Below are 18,206 nucleotides of genomic sequence, written 5' to 3'. Positions count from 1 at the left end.
GGGCTCCGGGCCGGGCCGAACCCCCTGAAAATGCTAAAATGACAGCTTCCACCAGGTCGAATCCATGACTGTTCCTCCGAACAACGAATACGACGAATCCAGCATCCAGCAGCTCGAGGGCCTGGAGGCCGTCCGCAAGCGTCCGGGCATGTACATCGGCGATACCTCCGATGGCACCGGCCTGCACCACATGGTGTTCGAGGTGGTGGATAACTCTGTGGATGAAGCCCTCGCCGGCCACTGCGACGACATCGTCGTGACCATCCATGCCGACCAGTCCATCACCGTGTCCGACAACGGCCGCGGCATCCCGGTGGGCATCAAGTTCGACGACAAGCACGAGCCCAAGCGCACCGCCGCCGAGATCGTGATGTGCGTGCTGCATGCCGGCGGCAAGTTCAACCAGAACAGCTACAAGGTCTCCGGCGGCCTGCACGGCGTGGGCGTGTCCTGCGTCAACGCCCTGTCCAAGAAGCTGACCCTGACCATCCGCCGCGACGGCCAGAAGCACTTCCTGGAGTTTGCCCGCGGTGTTCCACAGAACCGCCTGGTGGAAGTCCAGAACGGCGTGGAAGTCTCCCCGCTGAAGATCCTGGGCCCGGCCGAGGGCCGCGGCACCGAGGTGCACTTCCTGGCCGACGAGGAAATCTTCGGCAAGGTGGAGTTCCACTACGACATCCTGGCCAAGCGCCTGCGCGAGCTGTCCTTCCTCAACAACGGCGTGAAGATCCGCCTGCGTGACGAGCGCACCGCCCAGGAAGAGAACTTTGCGTTCTCCGGCGGCGTGAAAGGCTTCGTGGAGTACATCAACCGCGCCAAGACCGCGCTGCATCCCAACGTGTTCTACGCCAGCGGCACGGCCACGGTCTCCGGCAGCACCGGCGGTCCCGTGGAACTGACCGTGGAAGTGGCGATGCAGTGGAACGACAGCTACCAGGAACAGGTGCTGTGCTACACCAACAACATCCCGCAGTCCGACGGCGGTACCCATCTGACCGGCCTGCGCGCGGCGATGACCCGCGTCATCAACAAGTACATTGAAGAGAACGGCATCGCCAAGAAGGAGAAGGTGGACATCGCCGGCGACGACATGCGCGAAGGCCTGGCCTGCGTGCTGTCCGTGAAGATGCCGGATCCGAAGTTCGCCTCGCAGACCAAGATGAAGCTGGTCTCCTCCGAGGCCCGTCCGGCCGTGGAAGAGGTGGTGGCCGAGAAGCTCGCCAACTTCCTGCTGGAGAACCCGGCGGAAGCCAAGATGATCACCGGCAAGATCGTGGAAGCCGCCCGCGCCCGCGAAGCCGCGCGCAAGGCCCGCGAGATGACCCGCCGCAAGGGCGTGCTCGACGGCATCGGCCTGCCGGGCAAGCTGGCGGACTGCCAGGAGAAGGATCCGGCCAAATCCGAACTGTTCCTGGTCGAGGGTGACTCCGCAGGCGGCTCCGCCAAGCAGGGCCGCGATCGCCAGTTCCAGGCCATCCTGCCGCTGAAGGGCAAGATCCTGAACGTGGAGCGCGCCCGCCTGGAGAAGATGCTGTCCTCGCAGGAAGTGGCCACGCTGATCACGGCACTGGGCTGCGGCATCGGCAAGGACGAGTTCAAGCCCGAGAAGCTGCGCTACCACCGCATCATCATCATGACCGACGCCGACGTGGACGGCTCGCACATCCGCACGCTGCTGCTGACCTTCTTCTACCGCCACATGTTCACGCTGGTGGAACGCGGCCACGTGTTCATCGCGCAGCCGCCGCTCTACAAGGTGAAGGCCGGCAAGCACGAGACCTATGTCAAGGACGACCACGCGCTCAACGACTGGCTGATCGCCACCGCGCTGAACGACGCGCAACTGTTCCCGGCCGAGGGCCAGCCGGCACTGCCGGCGGCCGAACTGGAGCGCCTGGTGCGCGAGTACGCCGCCGTGCAGGACAGCATCGAGCGCCTGGGCCGCCGCTACGACCACCACGTGCTGCAGACCCTGGCGCGCCTGGCGCCGCTGCCGGCCGACGAGAACGGCCTGCGCGGCTGGTCCGAGCGCTTCTACGTTGCCCTGAACGAAGGCGGCCTGGTGGGTGATTTCTCGGTCAACTCGCAGATGGGTGCTGAGGGTCCGCTGCTGCAGGTCTCGCGCCGCTTCCACGGCGCCACGCAGATCTTCAACTTCAACCACGACTTCTTCGCCGGCAGCGACTATCGCCGCATCGCCACGCTGCGCGAGAGCACCGCCAGCCTGATCGGCGAGGGTGCGCAGGTGAAGCGCGGCGAGCGCCAGCCGGTGGCGGTGCAGAGCATCGACGACGTCTACGCCTGGCTGCTCAACGAAGCCCGCCGCGGCCTCGGCATCCAGCGCTACAAGGGCCTGGGCGAGATGAACCCCGAGCAGCTGTGGGAAACCACGCTGAACAAGGCCAACCGTCGCCTGGTGCGCGTGAACATCGAGGATGCCGTGGCGGCGGACCAGATCTTCACCACCCTGATGGGCGAGCAGGTGGAACCGCGCCGCGACTTCATCGAGAAGAACGCGCTGCTGGCCAGCAACCTGGACCTGTAGGCCCGCATGAAGTCCCTGAACGTCGAGCTGGCGGACCGCAGCTACCCGATCCGCATCGGCGCGGGCCTGCTGGCCGACGCGCGCCAGTATGCCGAGGTGGAAGGCCGCCGCCTGAAGCTGGTGACCGACAGCAACGTCGCGCCGCTGTACCTGACGCACGTTCTTAACGCGTTGAATTTAAAGGAAGAAGACGCCCTGGTGTTGCCGGCGGGCGAAGAGCACAAGAGCTGGGCGACGGTGGAGCGCGTGCTCGACTGGATGCTGGGCGCGCGCCTCAACCGCGACGGCGTGCTGGTGGCCCTGGGCGGCGGCGTGATCGGCGACATGGCCGGCTTCGCCGCGGCGATCTACCAGCGCGGCATCGACTTCATCCAGATCCCCACGACGCTGCTGGCGCAGGTGGACTCCTCGGTCGGTGGCAAGACCGGCGTGAACCACCCGCGCGGCAAGAACATGATCGGCGCCTTCCACCAGCCGCGCCTGGTGCTGGCCGATACCACCGCGCTGCGCAGCCTGCCGCAGCGCGAGCTGCTGGCCGGCATCGCGGAAGTGATCAAGTACGGCATGCTCGCCGACAGCGACTTCTTCAAGTGGCTGGAGCAGCGCCTGGACGACCTGCTGGTGCTCGACACCGACGCGCTGACCAAGGCGATCTATCGCAGCTGCGAGCTCAAGGCGCGCATCGTCGCGCAGGACGAGCGCGAGTCGCTGGCCGGCGGTGCCGGCCCGCGCGCGCTGCTGAACCTGGGCCACACCTTCGGCCATGCCATCGAGACCTACACCGGCTACACGCAGTGGCTGCACGGCGAGGCCGTGGCCACCGGCCTGGTGATGGCCGCGGATCTCTCCGCGCGGCTGGGCTGGATGAGCGCCAAGGATGCCGAGCGCTGCACCAGGCTCGTCGCCCGCGCCGGCCTGCCGGTGAAGCCGCCGGCGGGCATGACGCCGGAGCAGTTCCTGGAGCTGATGGGCCACGACAAGAAGGTGGCCGCCGGCAAGCTGCGCTTGGTGCTGATGCGCGGCATCGGCCTGGCCGTGGTCAGCGGCGACTTCGACAAGGACGCGCTGCAGGCGACGCTGGAGCATTTCACGAAGCAGTAGCGCTGCTTTGAAGTGGGAGCGACGCCGGTCGCGAAGGCCCTCTCAAAAGATCGCGACTGGCGTCGCTCCCACGTGGAACAAGACCGTCGCCCGGTTTGCCGCAGGCAAGGCGGGAACGATGCGGCTCCATGGCAGCCACAGCCGGTGCTTGCGAGTGGGTTCCCGGCTTCGCTGCGCGAAACCGCCTGCATCGCTTAGCCCAGCAATCGACGCTGCAGAAGCAATTGCATGTCGCGGCGACCGTCGATGACAGCGAGGATGAATACGCTTTGGCCGCGCACGACGTAGATCATCCGGTAGGGCTTGTGGTGAACCTGGCGAAATTCCCGGATTCCGAGAGCGGCCAGCTCCGGCGGATACTCGCCGCGATTCGGAAAGTCCCTGAGTTTCGATAAGGTGGCGTGGACGCCATCCAGGACTTTGTCCGCGCGAGCCAACCCGTCTTGGTCGGCTACAAATGCATGAAGCTCGTCGAGATCACGCAGCGCATCCTGCGTGAGGGCGACGTTGAACTTCATTTGCTGCCCCGGCGCGATGTCTTGATCCGATCAATCGCTTCATCAAGCGGGACGACCTTGCCTTCCGCGATCTGCTGCTGGCCCAGGGCGAGAACCTTCAGCAGCGCCAGCGTCTCCTGCGTCTGCTCATAGCTGTGGATGTCCTGGAGGACGGCTTTCGCCTCGCCGTTCTGTGTGATCACCAGCGCGGGGCCGGTCTTGCCCAGATCGCGCACGATCTCGGAGGCGTGGGCCTTGAGATAGCTGATGGGTTTGATGCGGGTGGATAGCTTCATGACGGCGTCCTCAAGCATGACCGGAATTCAGTCCGAGTATAGGTCATGTTGGTGTCCCATGCCCGGGGCGGGAGTGCTTTGCCCAAGCGGAAAGCAAAGTCATTACACTTTGCAGACCTATGAGCGCCGACCTCGCCCCCTACGCCGCCAGTGAAGCGCATTCGCGCGGCCGCCTGCATGCCGAGCCGCCGCCGGGCAACCGCGGCGAGTTCCAGCGCGACCGCGACCGCATCATCCACTCCGCCGCGTTCCGCCGGCTGGAGTACAAGACGCAGGTCTTCATCAACCACGAGGGCGACCACTTCCGCACGCGCCTGACGCATTCGCTGGAAGTGGCGCAGCTCGCGCGCACCATCGCGCGCAACCTGCAGCTCAACGTCGATCTCTCCGAGGCGATCTCGCTGGCGCACGACCTGGGCCACACGCCCTTCGGCCATGCGGGCCAGGACGCGCTCAACAGCTGCATGCAGCCCTACGGTGGCTTCGAGCACAACCTGCAGTCGCTGCGCGTGGTGGATCACCTGGAGGACAAGTACGCCAGCTTCCGCGGACTCAATCTCTCCTATGAAACGCGCGAGGGCATCCTCAAGCACTGCTCCCTGAAGAACGCGCGCAAGCTCGGCGAGATCGGCGAGCGCTTCATCAAGCGCCAGCAGCCGAACCTGGAAGCGCAGCTGGCGAACCTCGCCGACGAGATCGCCTACAACAACCACGACATCGACGACGGCCTGCGCGCGGAATTGCTCTCCGTGGAACAGATGCGCGAGGTGTCGCTGTTCCGCCGGCATCACGACGAGGCGCTGAAGGCGCACGGCCAGGACCTCAATCCCAAGCAGGCGCGCCACGAAACCATCCGCCGCATCATCAACACGCTGGTGGTGGATCTCACCGAGACTTCGCGCGCCAACCTGAAGGCGGCGAAGCCGAAGAGCATCGCTGAGGTGCGCGAGCGCGACAAGCCGCTGATGGCCTACAGCGAAGAGATCGCCGCCGAGTCGCGCGCGCTGAAGAAGTTCCTGTTCGAGAACCTGTACCGCCATCACCGCGTCTACCGCATGACCACCAAGGCGCAGCGCGTGGTGCGTGAGCTGTTCGAGACCCTGCACGGCGACGTGCGCCTGCTGCCGCCGGACTTCTACGACGAGGCGAAGCAGGCGGAAGACGAAGCCGGCCGCGCGCGCGTGGTGGCGGACTATATCGCGGGCATGACGGATCGTTATGCGCTGGATGAGCACGAGCGCCTGTTCGATCCCAGAAGACTGCGCTAGGCGCGCTCCGGCGCGGACCCGGCTGGCCGTCGATACCCCCTGCGCGGGACTCTCTTCGCCGGCTGACTCGCGTTGCTACTGCAACGCGCGCGATGAGCATGAGCGTCTGTTTGATCCTCGGCACCTTCGCTAGCTCCTTCCTTCCGTAGGATGCGGAGAGCGCAGCGAGCCGCATCGATCACCTCCCTTCGTCGATGATGCGGTTCGCTGCGCTCTCCGCATCCTACGGATGGCATGGCTGGGCCGGCGTTTGGGTTTGTTCCACGCGGAGCAGACGATGCGGGCTGCAGGTGCAGGGGCGCACCTCGATACGCCGCTGCGCGGCACTCGGTGTGAACGGAATGGAGGATCGTTCCACCGACGGCCTTCCCCTGAACCCTCCCGCGCTCCCGACGGCTCCGCGCTTCCCCCGACCCGTTCCTCCCGAGCGCCGCGCAGCGGCGTATCGAGGGCGCGCTGGTCCTGATCCCGTAGGGGTTTGGACCAAGCGCGTGAAAGCACAGAATAATTATCTAACCGTTCGGTCAGATATAGTCCGTTTGCAGATATCCGGACGGGGTTGTCGGCCGCCGTCGCCGGTTTCCTAGTCTCCCGAAGCGCAATTCGCGCATGAGGAGACCACTACAAATGAAAGCGACACACCTGCTCTTGATGCTGGGGCTCACGGCGCTGGCGGCGCCGGCGCAGGCCCTGAACATCGTGCTGTCCAATGACGACGGCTTCGAAACGGCGAACATCCGCGCCCTGTACCAGCGGCTGAAGGCTGCCGGACACGACGTGGTCGTGTCGGCGCCCACGCAGAACAACAGCGGCCGCGGCGGCTCGATGAACTTCCTGGTGCCGGTGACGCCGATGGCCAAGGCCAGCCGCCATGGCAGCGTCGCGGCGGGCTCGCCGGGCGTGGGCAAGGATCCGGGCGATGCCGACGTGTACTACGTGGACGGCACGCCGGTGATGTCGATGCTGCACGGGCTCGACGTGGTGGCGGTGAAGCGCTGGGGCCAGCAGCCGGACCTGGTGGTGTCGGGCTTCAACGAAGGCAACAACACCGGGCTGATCAACAACAGCTCCGGCACGGTCAACAACCTGCTCTACGCGGTGAACCGCGGCATCCCGGCCATCGCCGCGAGCTACGAGGGCACGGAGGCGCGCGCTCACACGGCGCTGGCGGAAGGCGCGCTCGAGTACGAGATCGCCGACGTGGTGGTGAAGCTCATCGAGGAGCTGGAGGACAAGCGCGCCGAGGGCCAGCCGCTGCTGCCGCCGGGCGTGGGCCTCAACATCAACATCCCCAAGGTCACCGCCGGCCAGGCCGCTACCCTGCCCTTCCGCTTCGCGCGCATGGGCAAGGCCACCGAGTACCAGCCGGTGTTCTACGAAAAGCTGTCGGACAGCCCGGTGGCCGTGGGCTATGGCGCGGGCGTGGCCTACCCGGGCATTTCCTTCGCCAACGATGTCATCGCCCCGCCGGCGGGCGTGGTGATCGCGCAGGACGACAGCGAGCTGTCCGAGTTCAACGTGATGAAGGACCACGCGATCCCGGTGACGGTGGTCGAGGGCGTGCCGCAGGGCCGCCGCAGCAACGAGGAGCGGGTGAAGATCCAGCTGCGCGACCTGCTGGGTGCGGCACCGTGAGCGCCCGCCTCGCGGTGACGCTGCTCGCCGCCGCGCTGGCCCTGGCCGGTTGCGACGACGACAAGAAGGAGAATCCCGGGCCCCGGCTGGAGCTGCCGGCGCTGTCCAGCGGCGCGCATGCGCTGCGCCTGTCCGGCGACGCGGCCGGCGCCTCCGGCTGGGGTTTCGCGGCGGCGGACGGACGCGGCTTCGTGCTGCTGGCGCCGGAGTCCGACAGCGCGGCCGCGGTGGTCTATGTCCGCGACGGCAGCGGCAAGGCCTGGCGCCGCGTGCCGGCGGCCACGGCGCCGATGACGCTGGCGGCGCAACTGGACGAGCCGCAGGCGGCGGCCGCGGCACCGGCCGCGGCGGGCAGCTACGACGCCCTGATCGGCGGTGCGCCCGCCCGCTTCACGGTGGCGGCCGACGGCACGATCACGGCCGGCGCCGGAGAGTGCGCCTTGACCGGGCGCGTCGACAGCGGCAAGGCCTATGGCGGAGCCTTGCCGGTACAGGCAAGCGTCGCCGGCTGCGCGGCCCTGGCCGGAAACTATCAGGGCCTGGCCTTCGCCGATCCGGACGCCGAAAACGCCCGATTCCGGGTGGTTTTACACGACACAGCCAAAATACTGGATTTCTACGCCTTCGCGCGCTAATTGGCCCCGATCTTGCTCATTGAGCCCGGCTTTGCCGGGCTTTTTTTCTGAATGGGGCAAGACCCTTTCATGAAAAGGCTGCCCGTCCGGACCTGTGATTGACGCTCCGCGATCCATTCTTATAATGGAATGTTGCACCGCAGCGATTCGCCCCCCGTCTGGTCACCCGCAAAGTGTCCGCAGGCCGCGCCAAACCGCAGGCCCGGGAGACGTGTCGCCGTTGGAAAGCTGCAATCAAACGCAAGGTAGATAAGGTCATGACAACCCAGCAAGGGCTTTACCGCCCGGAATTCGAGCGCGACAGCTGCGGCTTCGGGCTCATCGTGCAGATGGACGATCAGCCCTCCCATTGGGTGGTTGAGACGGCCATTGGTGCCCTGGCGCGCATGACCCACCGCGGCGCCATCGCCGCCGACGGCAAGACCGGCGACGGCTGCGGCCTGCTGATGAAGAAGCCGGACCGCTTCCTGCGCATGAAGGCCAAGGAAGCCGGCATCAAGCTCGACCCGCGCGCGCCCTACGCCGCCGGCAACGTCTTCCTGTCCACCAACGAGGCGGTGGCCGCGCGTGCGCGCGAGCTGATGGCCGAGGCCTGCGCGGCCAACGGCCTGGTGCTGGCCGGCTGGCGCAAGGTGCCGGTGAACCCGGAAGCCTGCGGCGCCGAAGCGCTGCGCACCCTGCCCCAGGTGGAGCAGGTGTTCATCACCGCCGGCAAGGACAGCGCCAACTTCGACATCGCCCTGTTCAAGGCGCGCCGCCGCGCCGAGAAGGCGATCGACGCCGCGGGCGACACCGACTTCTACATCACCTCGCTGTCGTCGCGCGTGCTGGTGTTCAAGGGCCTGGTGATGCCCTCGTACCTGCCGGTGTTCTACGTGGACCTCAGCGACGAGGACCTGGAGAGCTCGCTCTGCGTGTTCCACCAGCGCTTCTCCACCAACACCATGCCCAAGTGGCGGCTGGCGCAGCCGTTCCGCTTCCTGGCGCACAACGGCGAGATCAACACCGTCGCCGGCAACCGCAAGTGGGCGCTGGCGCGCGCCAGGAAGTACCAGTGCGCCAACCTGCCGGACATCTCCGAGATCGCCCCGCTGGTGACCCTGGACGGCTCCGACTCGCAGTCGCTCGACAACATGCTGGAAGTGCTGCTGGCCGGCGGCATGGACTTGTTCCAGGCGATGCGCGCGCTGATCCCGCCCGCCTGGCAGAACGTGGAGAACCTGGACGCCGACCTGCGCGCGTTCTACGAGTACAACTCGCTGCAGATGGAGCCCTGGGACGGCCCGGCCGGCATCGTGCTGACCGACGGCCGCTACGCCGCCTGCGCCACCGACCGCAACGGCCTGCGCCCGACCCGCTATGTCATCACCCGCAACCGCGTGTTGACCATCGCCTCCGAGATCGGCGTGTACGACTACCCGCCGGAGAGCGTGCTGGAGAAGGGCCGCCTGCGCCCCGGCCAGATCCTGGCCGTGGATACCGAGAGCGGCAGCCTGCTGCGCCCGGCCGACATCGACCGCATGCTCGCCGGCCGCCGCCCGTACAAGCAGTGGCTCAAGCAGGGCATCAAGCGCCTGGAAGCCGTGCTGATCGACGACGCCGGCAAGCTCGAGAAGCTGCCCGCCGACCAGGTGGGCGTCTACCAGAAGCTGTTCGGGCTCTCCTATGAAGAGCGCGACCAGGTGCTGCGCGTGCTGGCCGAGAGCGGCCAGGAAACCGTGGGCTCCATGGGCGACGACACCCCGTTCGCGGTGCTGTCGCAGAAGGAACGCTCGCTGTACGACTACTTCCGCCAGCAGTTCGCGCAGGTGACCAACCCGCCGATCGACCCGCTGCGCGAGCAGATCGTGATGTCGCTGGAGTGCTCGCTCGGCGCCGAGCACAGCATGTTCGAGGAAACCCCGGAGCGCGCCGCGCGCCTGCTGGTGGACTCGCCGGTGCTCAGCGAGACCAAGTACCGCAAGCTGCTGTCGCTGCACGACCAGGGCTACCCCAACGTCGTCATCGACCTGAACTACGACCCGGCCCTGGGCCTCGAGGACGCGGTGCGCCGCGTCTGCGACCAGGCCGTGGAAGCGGCCCAGGGCGGCAAGGTCATCCTGGTGCTGTCCGACCGCGCCATCGTCAAGGGCAAGCTGCCGGTGCACGCGCTGCTCGCCGTGGGCGCGGTGCATCACCGCCTCACCGTCGAGGGCCTGCGCGCCGACTGCAACATCGTGGTGGAGACCGCCACCGCGCGCGACCCGCACCAGTTCGCCTGCCTCCTCGGCTACGGCGCCTCGGTGATCTACCCCTACCTCGCCTACGCCAGCCTCTACGACATGGCCGAGCGCGGCGAGATCAAGGGCAAGGAGCTGCCGTACCTGGCGCAGGCCTACCGCAAGGGCATCAACAAGGGCCTGTACAAGATCATCTCGAAGATGGGCATCAGCACCATCGCCAGCTACCGCGGCGCGCAGCTGTTCGAGACCGTGGGCCTGCACGACGAGGTGGTGGAGCTCTGCTTCGAGGGCACCGTCAACCGCATCCAGGGCGCACGCTTCGCCGATCTGCAGGCCGAGCAGGCCGCGCTGGCCGCCGTGGCCTGGAACCCGCGCAAGCAGCTCGACCAGGGCGGCCTGCTCAAGTACGTGCACAACGGCGAGTACCACGCCTACAACCCGGACATCATCAACACCCTGCACGCCGCCGTGCAGTCGGGCGACTACGGCAAGTACAAGGAATTCGCGGAGCTGGTGAACCACCGCCCCGTGGCGATGTTCCGCGACCTGCTGAAGTTCCGCGCCGACATCAAGCCGATCAGCATCGACCAGGTCGAGTCCGCCGAGGCCATCCTCAAGCGCTTCGACTCCGCCGGCATGTCGCTGGGCGCGCTGTCGCCGGAGGCCCACGAGGCCCTGGCCACCGCGATGAACCGCCTGGGCGGCCGCTCCAACTCCGGTGAAGGCGGCGAAGACCCGCGGCGCTACGGCACCGAGAAGAACTCCAAGATCAAGCAGGTGGCTTCCGGCCGCTTCGGCGTGACCCCGGCGTATCTCTCCAGCGCCGAGGTGCTGCAGATCAAGGTCGCGCAGGGCGCCAAGCCCGGCGAAGGCGGCCAGCTGCCCGGCGACAAGGTCAACGAGCAGATCGCCGGCCTGCGCTACGCCAAGCCCGGCGTCGCGCTGATCTCGCCGCCGCCGCACCACGACATCTACTCCATCGAAGACCTCGCGCAGCTGATCTTCGACCTCAAGCAGGTCAACCCGGCGGCGCTGGTGTCGGTGAAGCTGGTGTCCGGCCCGGGCGTGGGCACCATCGCGGCCGGCGTGGCCAAGGCCTATGCCGACCTCATCACCATCTCCGGCTACGACGGCGGCACCGGCGCCTCGCCGATCACCTCGGTGAAGTACGCGGGCACCCCGTGGGAGCTCGGCCTGTCCGAGACCCACCAGACCCTGCGCATGAACGGCCTGCGCGAGAAGGTCCGCGTGCAGACCGACGGCGGCCTCAAGACCGGCCTCGACGTGGTCAAGGCCGCCGTGCTCGGCGCCGAGAGCTTCGGCTTCGGCACCGCGCCGATGGTGGCGCTGGGCTGCAAGTACCTGCGCATCTGCCACCTGAACAACTGCGCCACCGGCGTAGCCACCCAGGACAAGGTGCTGCGCCTGTCGCACTTCATCGGCCTGCCGGAAATGGTGATGAACTATTTCCGCTTCGTGGCCGAGGAAACCCGCGAGTGGCTGGCCGCCATCGGCGTGCGCTCGCTGGCCGAGCTGATCGGCCGCACCGACCTGATGGAGATCTCCGCGGGCGAGAGCGACAAGCAGAACAACCTCGACCTGTCGCCGATCCTCTCCGCCTCCGGCATGGCGCACGAGTCGGGCCACAGCTGCATCTCCGCCAACCCGCCGCACGACAAGGGCGAGCTGGCCGAGCACATGGTGGCCGACGCGCTCTCCGCCATCGAGAACAAGAGCGGCGGCGTGTTCGAATACAGCGTGCAGAACGTGCACCGCTCGATCGGCGCGCGCCTCTCCGGCGAGATCGCCAAGCGCCACGGCAACCTCGGCATGTCCGACGCGCCCATCACCATCCGCCTGACCGGCACCGCCGGCCAGTCCTTCGGCGTGTGGAACGCCGGCGGCCTGCACCTGGAGCTGGAAGGCGACGCCAACGACTACGTCGGCAAGGGCATGGCCGGTGGCCGCATCGTGATCAAGCCGCCCAAGGGCAGCCGCTTCAAGAGCAACGAGACCGCCATCATCGGCAACACCTGCCTCTACGGCGCCACCGGCGGCGCGCTGTTCGCCGCGGGCACCGCGGGCGAGCGCTTCGGCGTGCGCAACTCCGGCGCGCTGACCGTGGTGGAAGGCTGCGGCGACCATGGCTGCGAATACATGACCGGCGGCGCGGCGGTGATCCTCGGCGAGTGCGGCGTGAACTTCGGCGCCGGCATGACCGGCGGCTTCGCCTACGTGCTGGACGAGTCGCGCAGCTTCGTGGACCGCTACAACCACGAGCTGATCGACACCACCCGCATCGTGGCCGAGCACATGGAAGCGCACCAGCACTACCTGCGCTCGCTGATCCAGGAACACGTCAACGCCACCGGCTCCGCCTGGGGCCAGCAGATCCTCGACGACTGGCGCGATTTCGTCGGCAAGTTCTGGCTGGTGAAGCCCAAGGCGGCCGACATCGGCTCGCTGCTCGTTGCAATCAAGGCCGCGGCTTAACAAGCCCCGCGACCCAGGGATATCAAGATGGCAAAGAAGAACGTCATGCAGTTCATCGAGATCGGGCGCCAGGACCCGAAGAAGGTGCCTGCGGAAGTGCGCCTGCACGACTGGCGCGAGATCTACGGTCAGTTCCCGCAGGAGCAGGCCGGCACGCAGGCCGGGCGCTGCCTGGAATGCGGCAACCCCTACTGCGAGTGGAAGTGCCCGGTCCACAACTTCATCCCCAACTGGCTGAAGCTGGTGAACGAGGGCAACCTCTTCCAGGCCGCCGAGCTCTCGCACAAGACCAACTCGCTGCCGGAAGTCTGCGGCCGCGTCTGCCCGCAGGACCGCCTCTGCGAAGGCGCCTGCACGCTCAACGACGGCTTCGGCGCCGTGACCATCGGCAACATCGAGAAGTACATCTCCGATGAAGCCTTCAAGCAGGGCTGGCGTCCGGACATGTCCGGCGTGGTGCCCACCGGCAAGCGCGTCGCCATCGTCGGCGCCGGCCCGGCGGGCCTGGGCGCCGCCGACATCCTCGCTCGCAACGGCGTGAAGGCCGTGGTGTACGACAAGTACAACGAGATCGGCGGCCTGCTGACCTTCGGCATTCCTCCGTTCAAGCTGGAAAAGGAAGTGATGCTCCGCCGCCGCGAGATTTTCGAAGGCATGGGCATCGAGTTCCGCATGAACACCGAGATCGGCAAGGACGTGGCCTTCCAGTCGCTGCTGGACGAGTACGACGCCGTATTCCTCGGCATGGGCACCTACACCTACATGAAGGGCGAGTTCCCCGGCGAGAACCTGCCGGGCGTGCATGAGGCCCTGCCCTTCCTGGTGAGCAACATCAATCGCGTGATGAGCTGGGAGAAGAACCCGGCCGACTTCGTCGACATGGCCGGCCAGAAGGTGGTCGTGCTCGGCGGCGGCGACACCGCGATGGACTGCGTGCGCACCTCCGCGCGCCAGCAGGCCAGCAGCGTCACCTGCGTCTACCGCCGCGACGAGGCCAACATGCCCGGCTCCAAGCGCGAAGTCAGCAACGCCAAGGAAGAAGGCGTGAAGTTCGTCTTCAACCGCTCGCCGGTCGAGATCGTGGGCAAGGACAAGGTGGAAGGCGTGAAGGTGGTCGAGACCCGTCTCGGCGCCCCCGACGCGCGCGGCCGCCGCAAGCCGGAAGTGGTGCCCGGCTCCGAGCAGATCATCCCCGCCGACCGCGTGGTGATCGCCTTCGGCTTCCGCCCGAGCCCGGCCGACTGGTTCAGCCAGCACGACATCAAGCTGCAGGCCGACGGCCGCGTCGACACCAGCGAGAAGAAGCGCTTCCAGACCGCCAACCCGAAAGTCTTCGCGGGCGGCGACATGGTGCGTGGTTCCGACCTCGTCGTCACCGCCGTCTACGAAGGCCGCCAGGCTGCCGAGGGCATTCTCGACTACCTGGGCGTCTGATCCCGCAGCGACAAAGTGGCTGCAATCCAATCCGGGGTCAGCGCAAGCGGCCCCGGATTTTTTATGGCCGAAACGAATTCACTTCCCTCTCCCAAGGAGAGAGGAAGCACCAAGGACGGAGCACACCTCGAACAGATTGAAGCAAGGCGCATCGAACAAACCGCTCATCCCGAGTAGCCTCGTGAGCGAAGCGAGCGTGCGTATCGAGGGACGCTACTGAGCGAGCAAGCAGAAACATGAACACCGAAACGACAACAGACTCCTCCGAACACCTCCGCCGCGGCTACCTCTTCGCCGCGCTCACCGTCGCCATCTGGACCGGCTTCGTGCTGGTCTCGCGCATGGCCGGCAAGGGCACGCTCACCGCCTTCGACGTCACCGCCCTGCGCTTCGGCGTGGCCGCCGTGCTGCTGTCGCCCCTGCTGCTGATGAAGGGCCTGGGCTCGCTGAAGAACATCCGCCGCCTGCTGGCCTGCACGCTGACCGGCGGCCTGGGCTACGCCCTGCTCTGCTACAGCGGCTTCTACTTCGCCCCCGCCGCGCACGGCTCCATCCTGCTCAGCGGCATGATGCCCTTCCTCACCGCGATCCTCGCCTGGATCTTCCTGGGCGAGCGGCCGAGCACGCAGAAGCAAATCGCGCTGCTGGTGATCGGTGCCGGCGTCGCCTGCATGGCGGCGCAGACCTTCAGCCACGGCTTTGCCGGCAACAGCTGGATCGGCGATCTCTTGTTCGTCAGCGCCAGCACCAGCTGGTGCGTCTTCACGATCCTGGTGCGCCGCTGGCAGGTGAAGCCCTGGGACGCCGCCGCCGGCATGTCCGTGACCTCCGCCGTGATCTTCCTGCCGATCTACCTGCTGTTCCTGCCCAAGCACATCGCCGTGGCGCCCTGGCACGAGATCCTGCTGCAGGCCGGCTACCAGGGCGTGATGGTGGTGATCATCGCGATGGTGCTCTACACGCGAGCGGTGGCGGAGCTGGGGCCGACGCGGCTCGCGGCGGTGATGGCCACGGTACCGGCGCTGTCCGCGCTACTGGCCTGGCCGGTGCTGGGCGAGGCGCTGACGCCGCTGCTGGGGGTGGGGATTGCGTTGGTGACGCTGGGGGCGCTGATCGGGGCGGCGACGCGGGTGTCGGGGTGGGCGAGGCTGCGCGCATAGCCAGGCGTGCGACCTGACGTCGTCGTCAGGTCGCGCGCTTAGGTTCGTTATCGCATGATGGCGGTAAAGAGCGCAAAGGTGTCTGGGGTGCCGAGAGCGCCGCTACTGATGCTTCATAGCACGCGACCGCAGGGGGTAGTCGTGGCAAGAGACAATAGTAATCCTGTCTGGATTGTTTACAACAAGTTCCGCACAGCATCATTCGCCGACGAGCAGGCTGAAAGCAAGCGTAGGGTGGATTTTTTTAGCCCACCTTTTTAGGGTTTGTTCGAGGCGCATGCTGCGCTTTTCCCCACCCTACACTTGCTGAAAAAAGGGGGTATTGAGTAGAAGCAGATCCGATCTCGCTCGAACCATTTTCTTAAATCTATGAGAAAGCAGCATAACTATAAGGCGAAGTTTCCGGCCGAAGTCATATCGGCGGCATTGAAGGACTTCAAATCTAAGTGTCCGAAGCCTCCCGTAACGATAACCCTCGAAGTTAAAGAGGGCCCAACTACATGGCAGTTTGCCTCAGAAGAAGAGTTTTTAGCTGAGTATCGAAAGGATGCTTGCATTCAAGCCTCGATGCACATTGGCTTTGATGGACCTAGTTTCCAGCTGTTCTTTTTCCAAGCAATATCCATAGTATCCATTTCTTTTGACTCTCGCCCCCCGATAGAAGATATCCACGCAATTTTCGCGAATTGGCTAGATCGTAATTCTCCAGTTCCTCAAGAGAAAGAAAGTAAAGAGGGTTTGGTTGTGTTCTTGGGTCATGGGCGCTCCTCACAATGGCGAGACTTAAAAGATCACTTACAAGATAAGCATGGAATCGAAGTAGAGGCATATGAGATCGGATCTAGGGCGGGTCATACGATCCGAGATGTTCTTGAGTCAATGCTCGATCGAAGCGATCTTGCTTTTTTAATTCTCACTGCAGAAGACGAACTTAGTAGCGGAAAAGTGCTTGCTCGCCAAAATGTGGTTCATGAGGTTGGACTATTCCAAGGTAAGCTAGGATTTAGCCGCGCGATTGTTGTGCTGGAAGAGGGATGCGAGGAGTTCTCCAACATTGCCGGAGTACAGCAAATTAGGTTCTCGCAAGGCAGGATTCGAGAAACTTTTGGCGAGGTGCTAGCCGTTATCCACCGAGAAAGCTAAGTTATGGAAAAGGGAGCGGAGTAAAATAGACCCCATGCTCGGCGCGAGACGCGCGCGCGAAATTCCATGGCGGGCCTCTTTGGCCTCCGATACGTAGGGGGAGACGGGAATGGCGGCGACCTTGTTCAAGGATACGACCTATCAGCTCAATAATCTGATCGAAAATATCCGGCGCGGCGAGATAGCACTGCCCGACATTCAAAGACCCTTCGTTTGGCCTGCGTCCAAGGCCCGGGATCTGCTCGACTCGATGTACAAGGGATTCCCGGTCGGATACCTGCTGTTCTGGGCGACGGGGGCTGAAGTCGGTGCTCGACAGATCGGCGATGGTGCCAAGGACGCAGTCCCCAGGCTTCTTATCGTCGATGGCCAGCAAAGGCTCACTTCACTATTCGCGGTTTTCACAGGCACATCGGTACTCCGCAAGGACTACACACAGGGCAAGTTGCGCATTGCCTTCCGTCCTGCCGACAGCCGGTTTGAAGTAACCGATGCCGCTATCGAAAAAGACCCGGAGTTCATCCCCGACATCACGGAAGTCTGGCGTTCGTACAGGGAGACCACCAGAACCTTCCTTTCGAAATTGAAAGAACACCGGAACCAGCCGCTCAGCGATGAGGAAGTGGATCGGCTGGAGGATGCAATCGACCGGGTGCGCGACCTGCACCACTATCCTTTCAAGGCCGTGGAGCTGCGAACGAAAAAGGGGTCGGAGTAAATATCTAGGAGCTCCGCCTCACACCCCCCGCCAGCACCAACTCCACCATCGCCTGAAACCTCGGCGCCCCATTACCTCATCACGCCGCGCCTCGAGTTGCTAAGCCCATATGTTTGCGAAACCTCGATCTTGGCTGGGAGACCGGCGAGGAGATCTCAACGGTTGGCGACCTAACAGGCAGATCAGGTAGACGGCCGGCCATGCCGCTCGTAGTCTGTTCCAGACCCGCCAACGATGCCGGGAAAGCAGGCTGCAGCGCGGCGGTGGTTCGATGTGCCGCAGCTTTCCGTGGTCCGGCAGGCAGGGCATTCCATGCTTGAAAGAAGCGCGCGGTATCTCTTTTCCTTGTGCCTCGGGGCGGGCCTCGTGGCTTGCGGCGGGGACGACACCTACTCATCGGATGTCACGGCTCCCGGCGGCTATTACGAGGGCCGCCTCACTCCGGACGGTTCCGAGACCGGCGTCCCTGTGGAAGGCATCGTCGCGGAGAACGGGCAGATGCTGCTGCTCGACGACAGCGAGCGGCTCTACCTCGGCAGGCTGCAGGCGCGAGGCGCGGCATTCAGCGGCGACTACCGCACCTTCAACATGCTGGGGCAGCGAGGCCCGGCCATCACCACGGGACAGTTCAGCGGCACTGCCGAGGAGCGCATCGGCCTGGAGGGCCGCTTCACCGAGGCAGGGGGCTCGCGTGGCAGCTTCTCGTTCGACTACCTGGCGGCGGGCTACGAAACCCCTTCATCCCTGGCCTTGGTGTCGGGCAGCTGGTCGCAAGGAGGCGTCTTCACGATCTCCGAAACCGGCGTGCTCAGCGGGACCAACGACTACGGCTGCAGCTACACCGGGCGCCTGTCGATCATCAACGCGGCCTACAGCCCCTACGGCCTGCAACTCACCGAAACCTGCGGGACGACGGTGCGCTCGATGAGCGGGCTCGCGCTCTATCGGCGGGACTCCCTGAGTCCCGGGTTGCTGGAGTTCGGCGAAGGGCTGGTGCTCGCGGCCGCCGATGCGGAAGAGGCCGTGCTGATGGGGCTGCGCCGCTGAGCGCCCAGGGCA

The 18,206-nt window shown here is 65.5% G+C and carries 13 protein-coding genes; 11 read left to right on the top strand and 2 right to left on the bottom strand.

Annotated features, from left to right (window positions below):
• Positions 1-64: 64 nt before the first annotated feature.
• Both gyrB and aroB read left to right on the top strand, forming a co-directional pair.
• Complete coding sequence (gyrB, locus tag C3942_RS05200; protein ID WP_104229300.1) at positions 65-2,545, top strand: DNA topoisomerase (ATP-hydrolyzing) subunit B; 2,481 nt, start codon at positions 65-67, stop codon at positions 2,543-2,545.
• Positions 2,546-2,551: 6 nt separating this feature from the next.
• Positions 2,552-3,646, top strand: a complete 1,095-nt coding sequence (gene aroB / locus C3942_RS05195) for a 3-dehydroquinate synthase (RefSeq protein WP_104229299.1) — start codon at positions 2,552-2,554, stop codon at positions 3,644-3,646.
• Positions 3,647-3,840: 194 nt separating this feature from the next.
• Here aroB and C3942_RS05190 read toward each other — a convergent pair whose 3' ends face one another.
• Both C3942_RS05190 and C3942_RS05185 read right to left on the bottom strand, forming a co-directional pair.
• Complete coding sequence (locus C3942_RS05190; protein ID WP_104229298.1) at positions 3,841-4,164, bottom strand: type II toxin-antitoxin system RelE/ParE family toxin; 324 nt, start codon at positions 4,162-4,164, stop codon at positions 3,841-3,843.
• Entirely contained in the window at positions 4,161-4,439 is a 279-nt protein-coding gene (locus tag C3942_RS05185) for a type II toxin-antitoxin system Phd/YefM family antitoxin (RefSeq protein WP_104229537.1), read from the bottom strand. Before C3942_RS05185 ends, C3942_RS05190 begins: the two co-directional genes overlap by 4 nt.
• 119 nt (positions 4,440-4,558) lie before the next feature.
• Between C3942_RS05185 and C3942_RS05180 the strand changes: the two genes are divergently transcribed.
• The 9 genes from C3942_RS05180 (at position 4,559) to C3942_RS05140 (ending at position 18,194) form a co-directional block, all read left to right on the top strand.
• On the top strand, positions 4,559-5,707 hold the full coding sequence (locus C3942_RS05180) for a deoxyguanosinetriphosphate triphosphohydrolase (protein ID WP_104229297.1): 1,149 nt from the start codon (positions 4,559-4,561) through the stop codon (positions 5,705-5,707).
• Between the two features lie 627 nt (positions 5,708-6,334).
• The gene (gene surE, locus C3942_RS05175; protein ID WP_207765977.1) at positions 6,335-7,342 is read left to right on the top strand and encodes a 5'/3'-nucleotidase SurE; all 1,008 of its coding nucleotides are present in this window, start codon (positions 6,335-6,337) and stop codon (positions 7,340-7,342) included.
• Positions 7,339-7,977 (top strand): hypothetical protein, encoded by a 639-nt coding sequence (locus C3942_RS05170; RefSeq protein ID WP_104229295.1) that lies wholly within the window; start codon positions 7,339-7,341, stop codon positions 7,975-7,977. The genes surE and C3942_RS05170 overlap by 4 nt, the downstream gene beginning before the upstream one ends.
• 257 nt (positions 7,978-8,234) lie before the next feature.
• Positions 8,235-12,692 (top strand): glutamate synthase large subunit, encoded by a 4,458-nt coding sequence (gene gltB, locus C3942_RS05165; protein ID WP_104229294.1) that lies wholly within the window; start codon positions 8,235-8,237, stop codon positions 12,690-12,692.
• Between the two features lie 27 nt (positions 12,693-12,719).
• Positions 12,720-14,126 (top strand): FAD-dependent oxidoreductase, encoded by a 1,407-nt coding sequence (locus C3942_RS05160; RefSeq protein WP_104229293.1) that lies wholly within the window; start codon positions 12,720-12,722, stop codon positions 14,124-14,126.
• Positions 14,127-14,362: 236 nt separating this feature from the next.
• Positions 14,363-15,286 carry a DMT family transporter gene (locus C3942_RS05155; protein WP_104229292.1) on the top strand — a complete coding sequence of 308 codons (924 nt, stop codon included), beginning with the start codon at positions 14,363-14,365 and terminating at the stop codon, positions 15,284-15,286.
• Positions 15,287-15,655: 369 nt separating this feature from the next.
• Positions 15,656-16,429 carry a TIR domain-containing protein gene (locus C3942_RS05150; protein ID WP_104229291.1) on the top strand — a complete coding sequence of 258 codons (774 nt, stop codon included), beginning with the start codon at positions 15,656-15,658 and terminating at the stop codon, positions 16,427-16,429.
• A 109-nt stretch (positions 16,430-16,538) separates the two neighbouring features.
• Positions 16,539-17,147: a DUF262 domain-containing protein gene (locus tag C3942_RS05145; protein ID WP_104229290.1), complete on the top strand. Its 609-nt coding sequence runs from the start codon at positions 16,539-16,541 to the stop codon at positions 17,145-17,147.
• Positions 17,148-17,513: 366 nt separating this feature from the next.
• Positions 17,514-18,194 (top strand): hypothetical protein, encoded by a 681-nt coding sequence (locus tag C3942_RS05140; protein WP_133164232.1) that lies wholly within the window; start codon positions 17,514-17,516, stop codon positions 18,192-18,194.
• The last annotated feature ends 12 nt before the right edge of the window (positions 18,195-18,206 follow it).

Source organism: Solimonas fluminis (assembly GCF_002930645.1).
Taxonomy (GTDB): domain Bacteria; phylum Pseudomonadota; class Gammaproteobacteria; order Nevskiales; family Nevskiaceae; genus Solimonas_A; species Solimonas_A fluminis.
This window is presented reverse-complemented; position numbering and strand designations above follow the sequence as displayed.

Bases quoted from the DNA above. Each gene is read 5' to 3' on its own strand.
- surE (WP_207765977.1), top strand. From the start codon at position 6,335: ATGAAAGCGACACACCTGCTCTTGATGCTGGGGCTCACGGCGCTGGCG.
- C3942_RS05160 (WP_104229293.1), top strand. From the start codon at position 12,720: ATGGCAAAGAAGAACGTCATGCAGTTCATCGAGATCGGGCGCCAGGAC.
- C3942_RS05185 (WP_104229537.1), bottom strand. From the start codon at position 4,439: ATGAAGCTATCCACCCGCATCAAACCCATCAGCTATCTCAAGGCCCAC.
- C3942_RS05150 (WP_104229291.1), top strand. From the start codon at position 15,656: ATGAGAAAGCAGCATAACTATAAGGCGAAGTTTCCGGCCGAAGTCATA.
- C3942_RS05145 (WP_104229290.1), top strand. From the start codon at position 16,539: ATGGCGGCGACCTTGTTCAAGGATACGACCTATCAGCTCAATAATCTG.
- C3942_RS05180 (WP_104229297.1), top strand. From the start codon at position 4,559: ATGAGCGCCGACCTCGCCCCCTACGCCGCCAGTGAAGCGCATTCGCGC.
- gltB (WP_104229294.1), top strand. From the start codon at position 8,235: ATGACAACCCAGCAAGGGCTTTACCGCCCGGAATTCGAGCGCGACAGC.
- gyrB (WP_104229300.1), top strand. From the start codon at position 65: ATGACTGTTCCTCCGAACAACGAATACGACGAATCCAGCATCCAGCAG.
- C3942_RS05155 (WP_104229292.1), top strand. From the start codon at position 14,363: ATGAACACCGAAACGACAACAGACTCCTCCGAACACCTCCGCCGCGGC.
- C3942_RS05190 (WP_104229298.1), bottom strand. From the start codon at position 4,164: ATGAAGTTCAACGTCGCCCTCACGCAGGATGCGCTGCGTGATCTCGAC.
- aroB (WP_104229299.1), top strand. From the start codon at position 2,552: ATGAAGTCCCTGAACGTCGAGCTGGCGGACCGCAGCTACCCGATCCGC.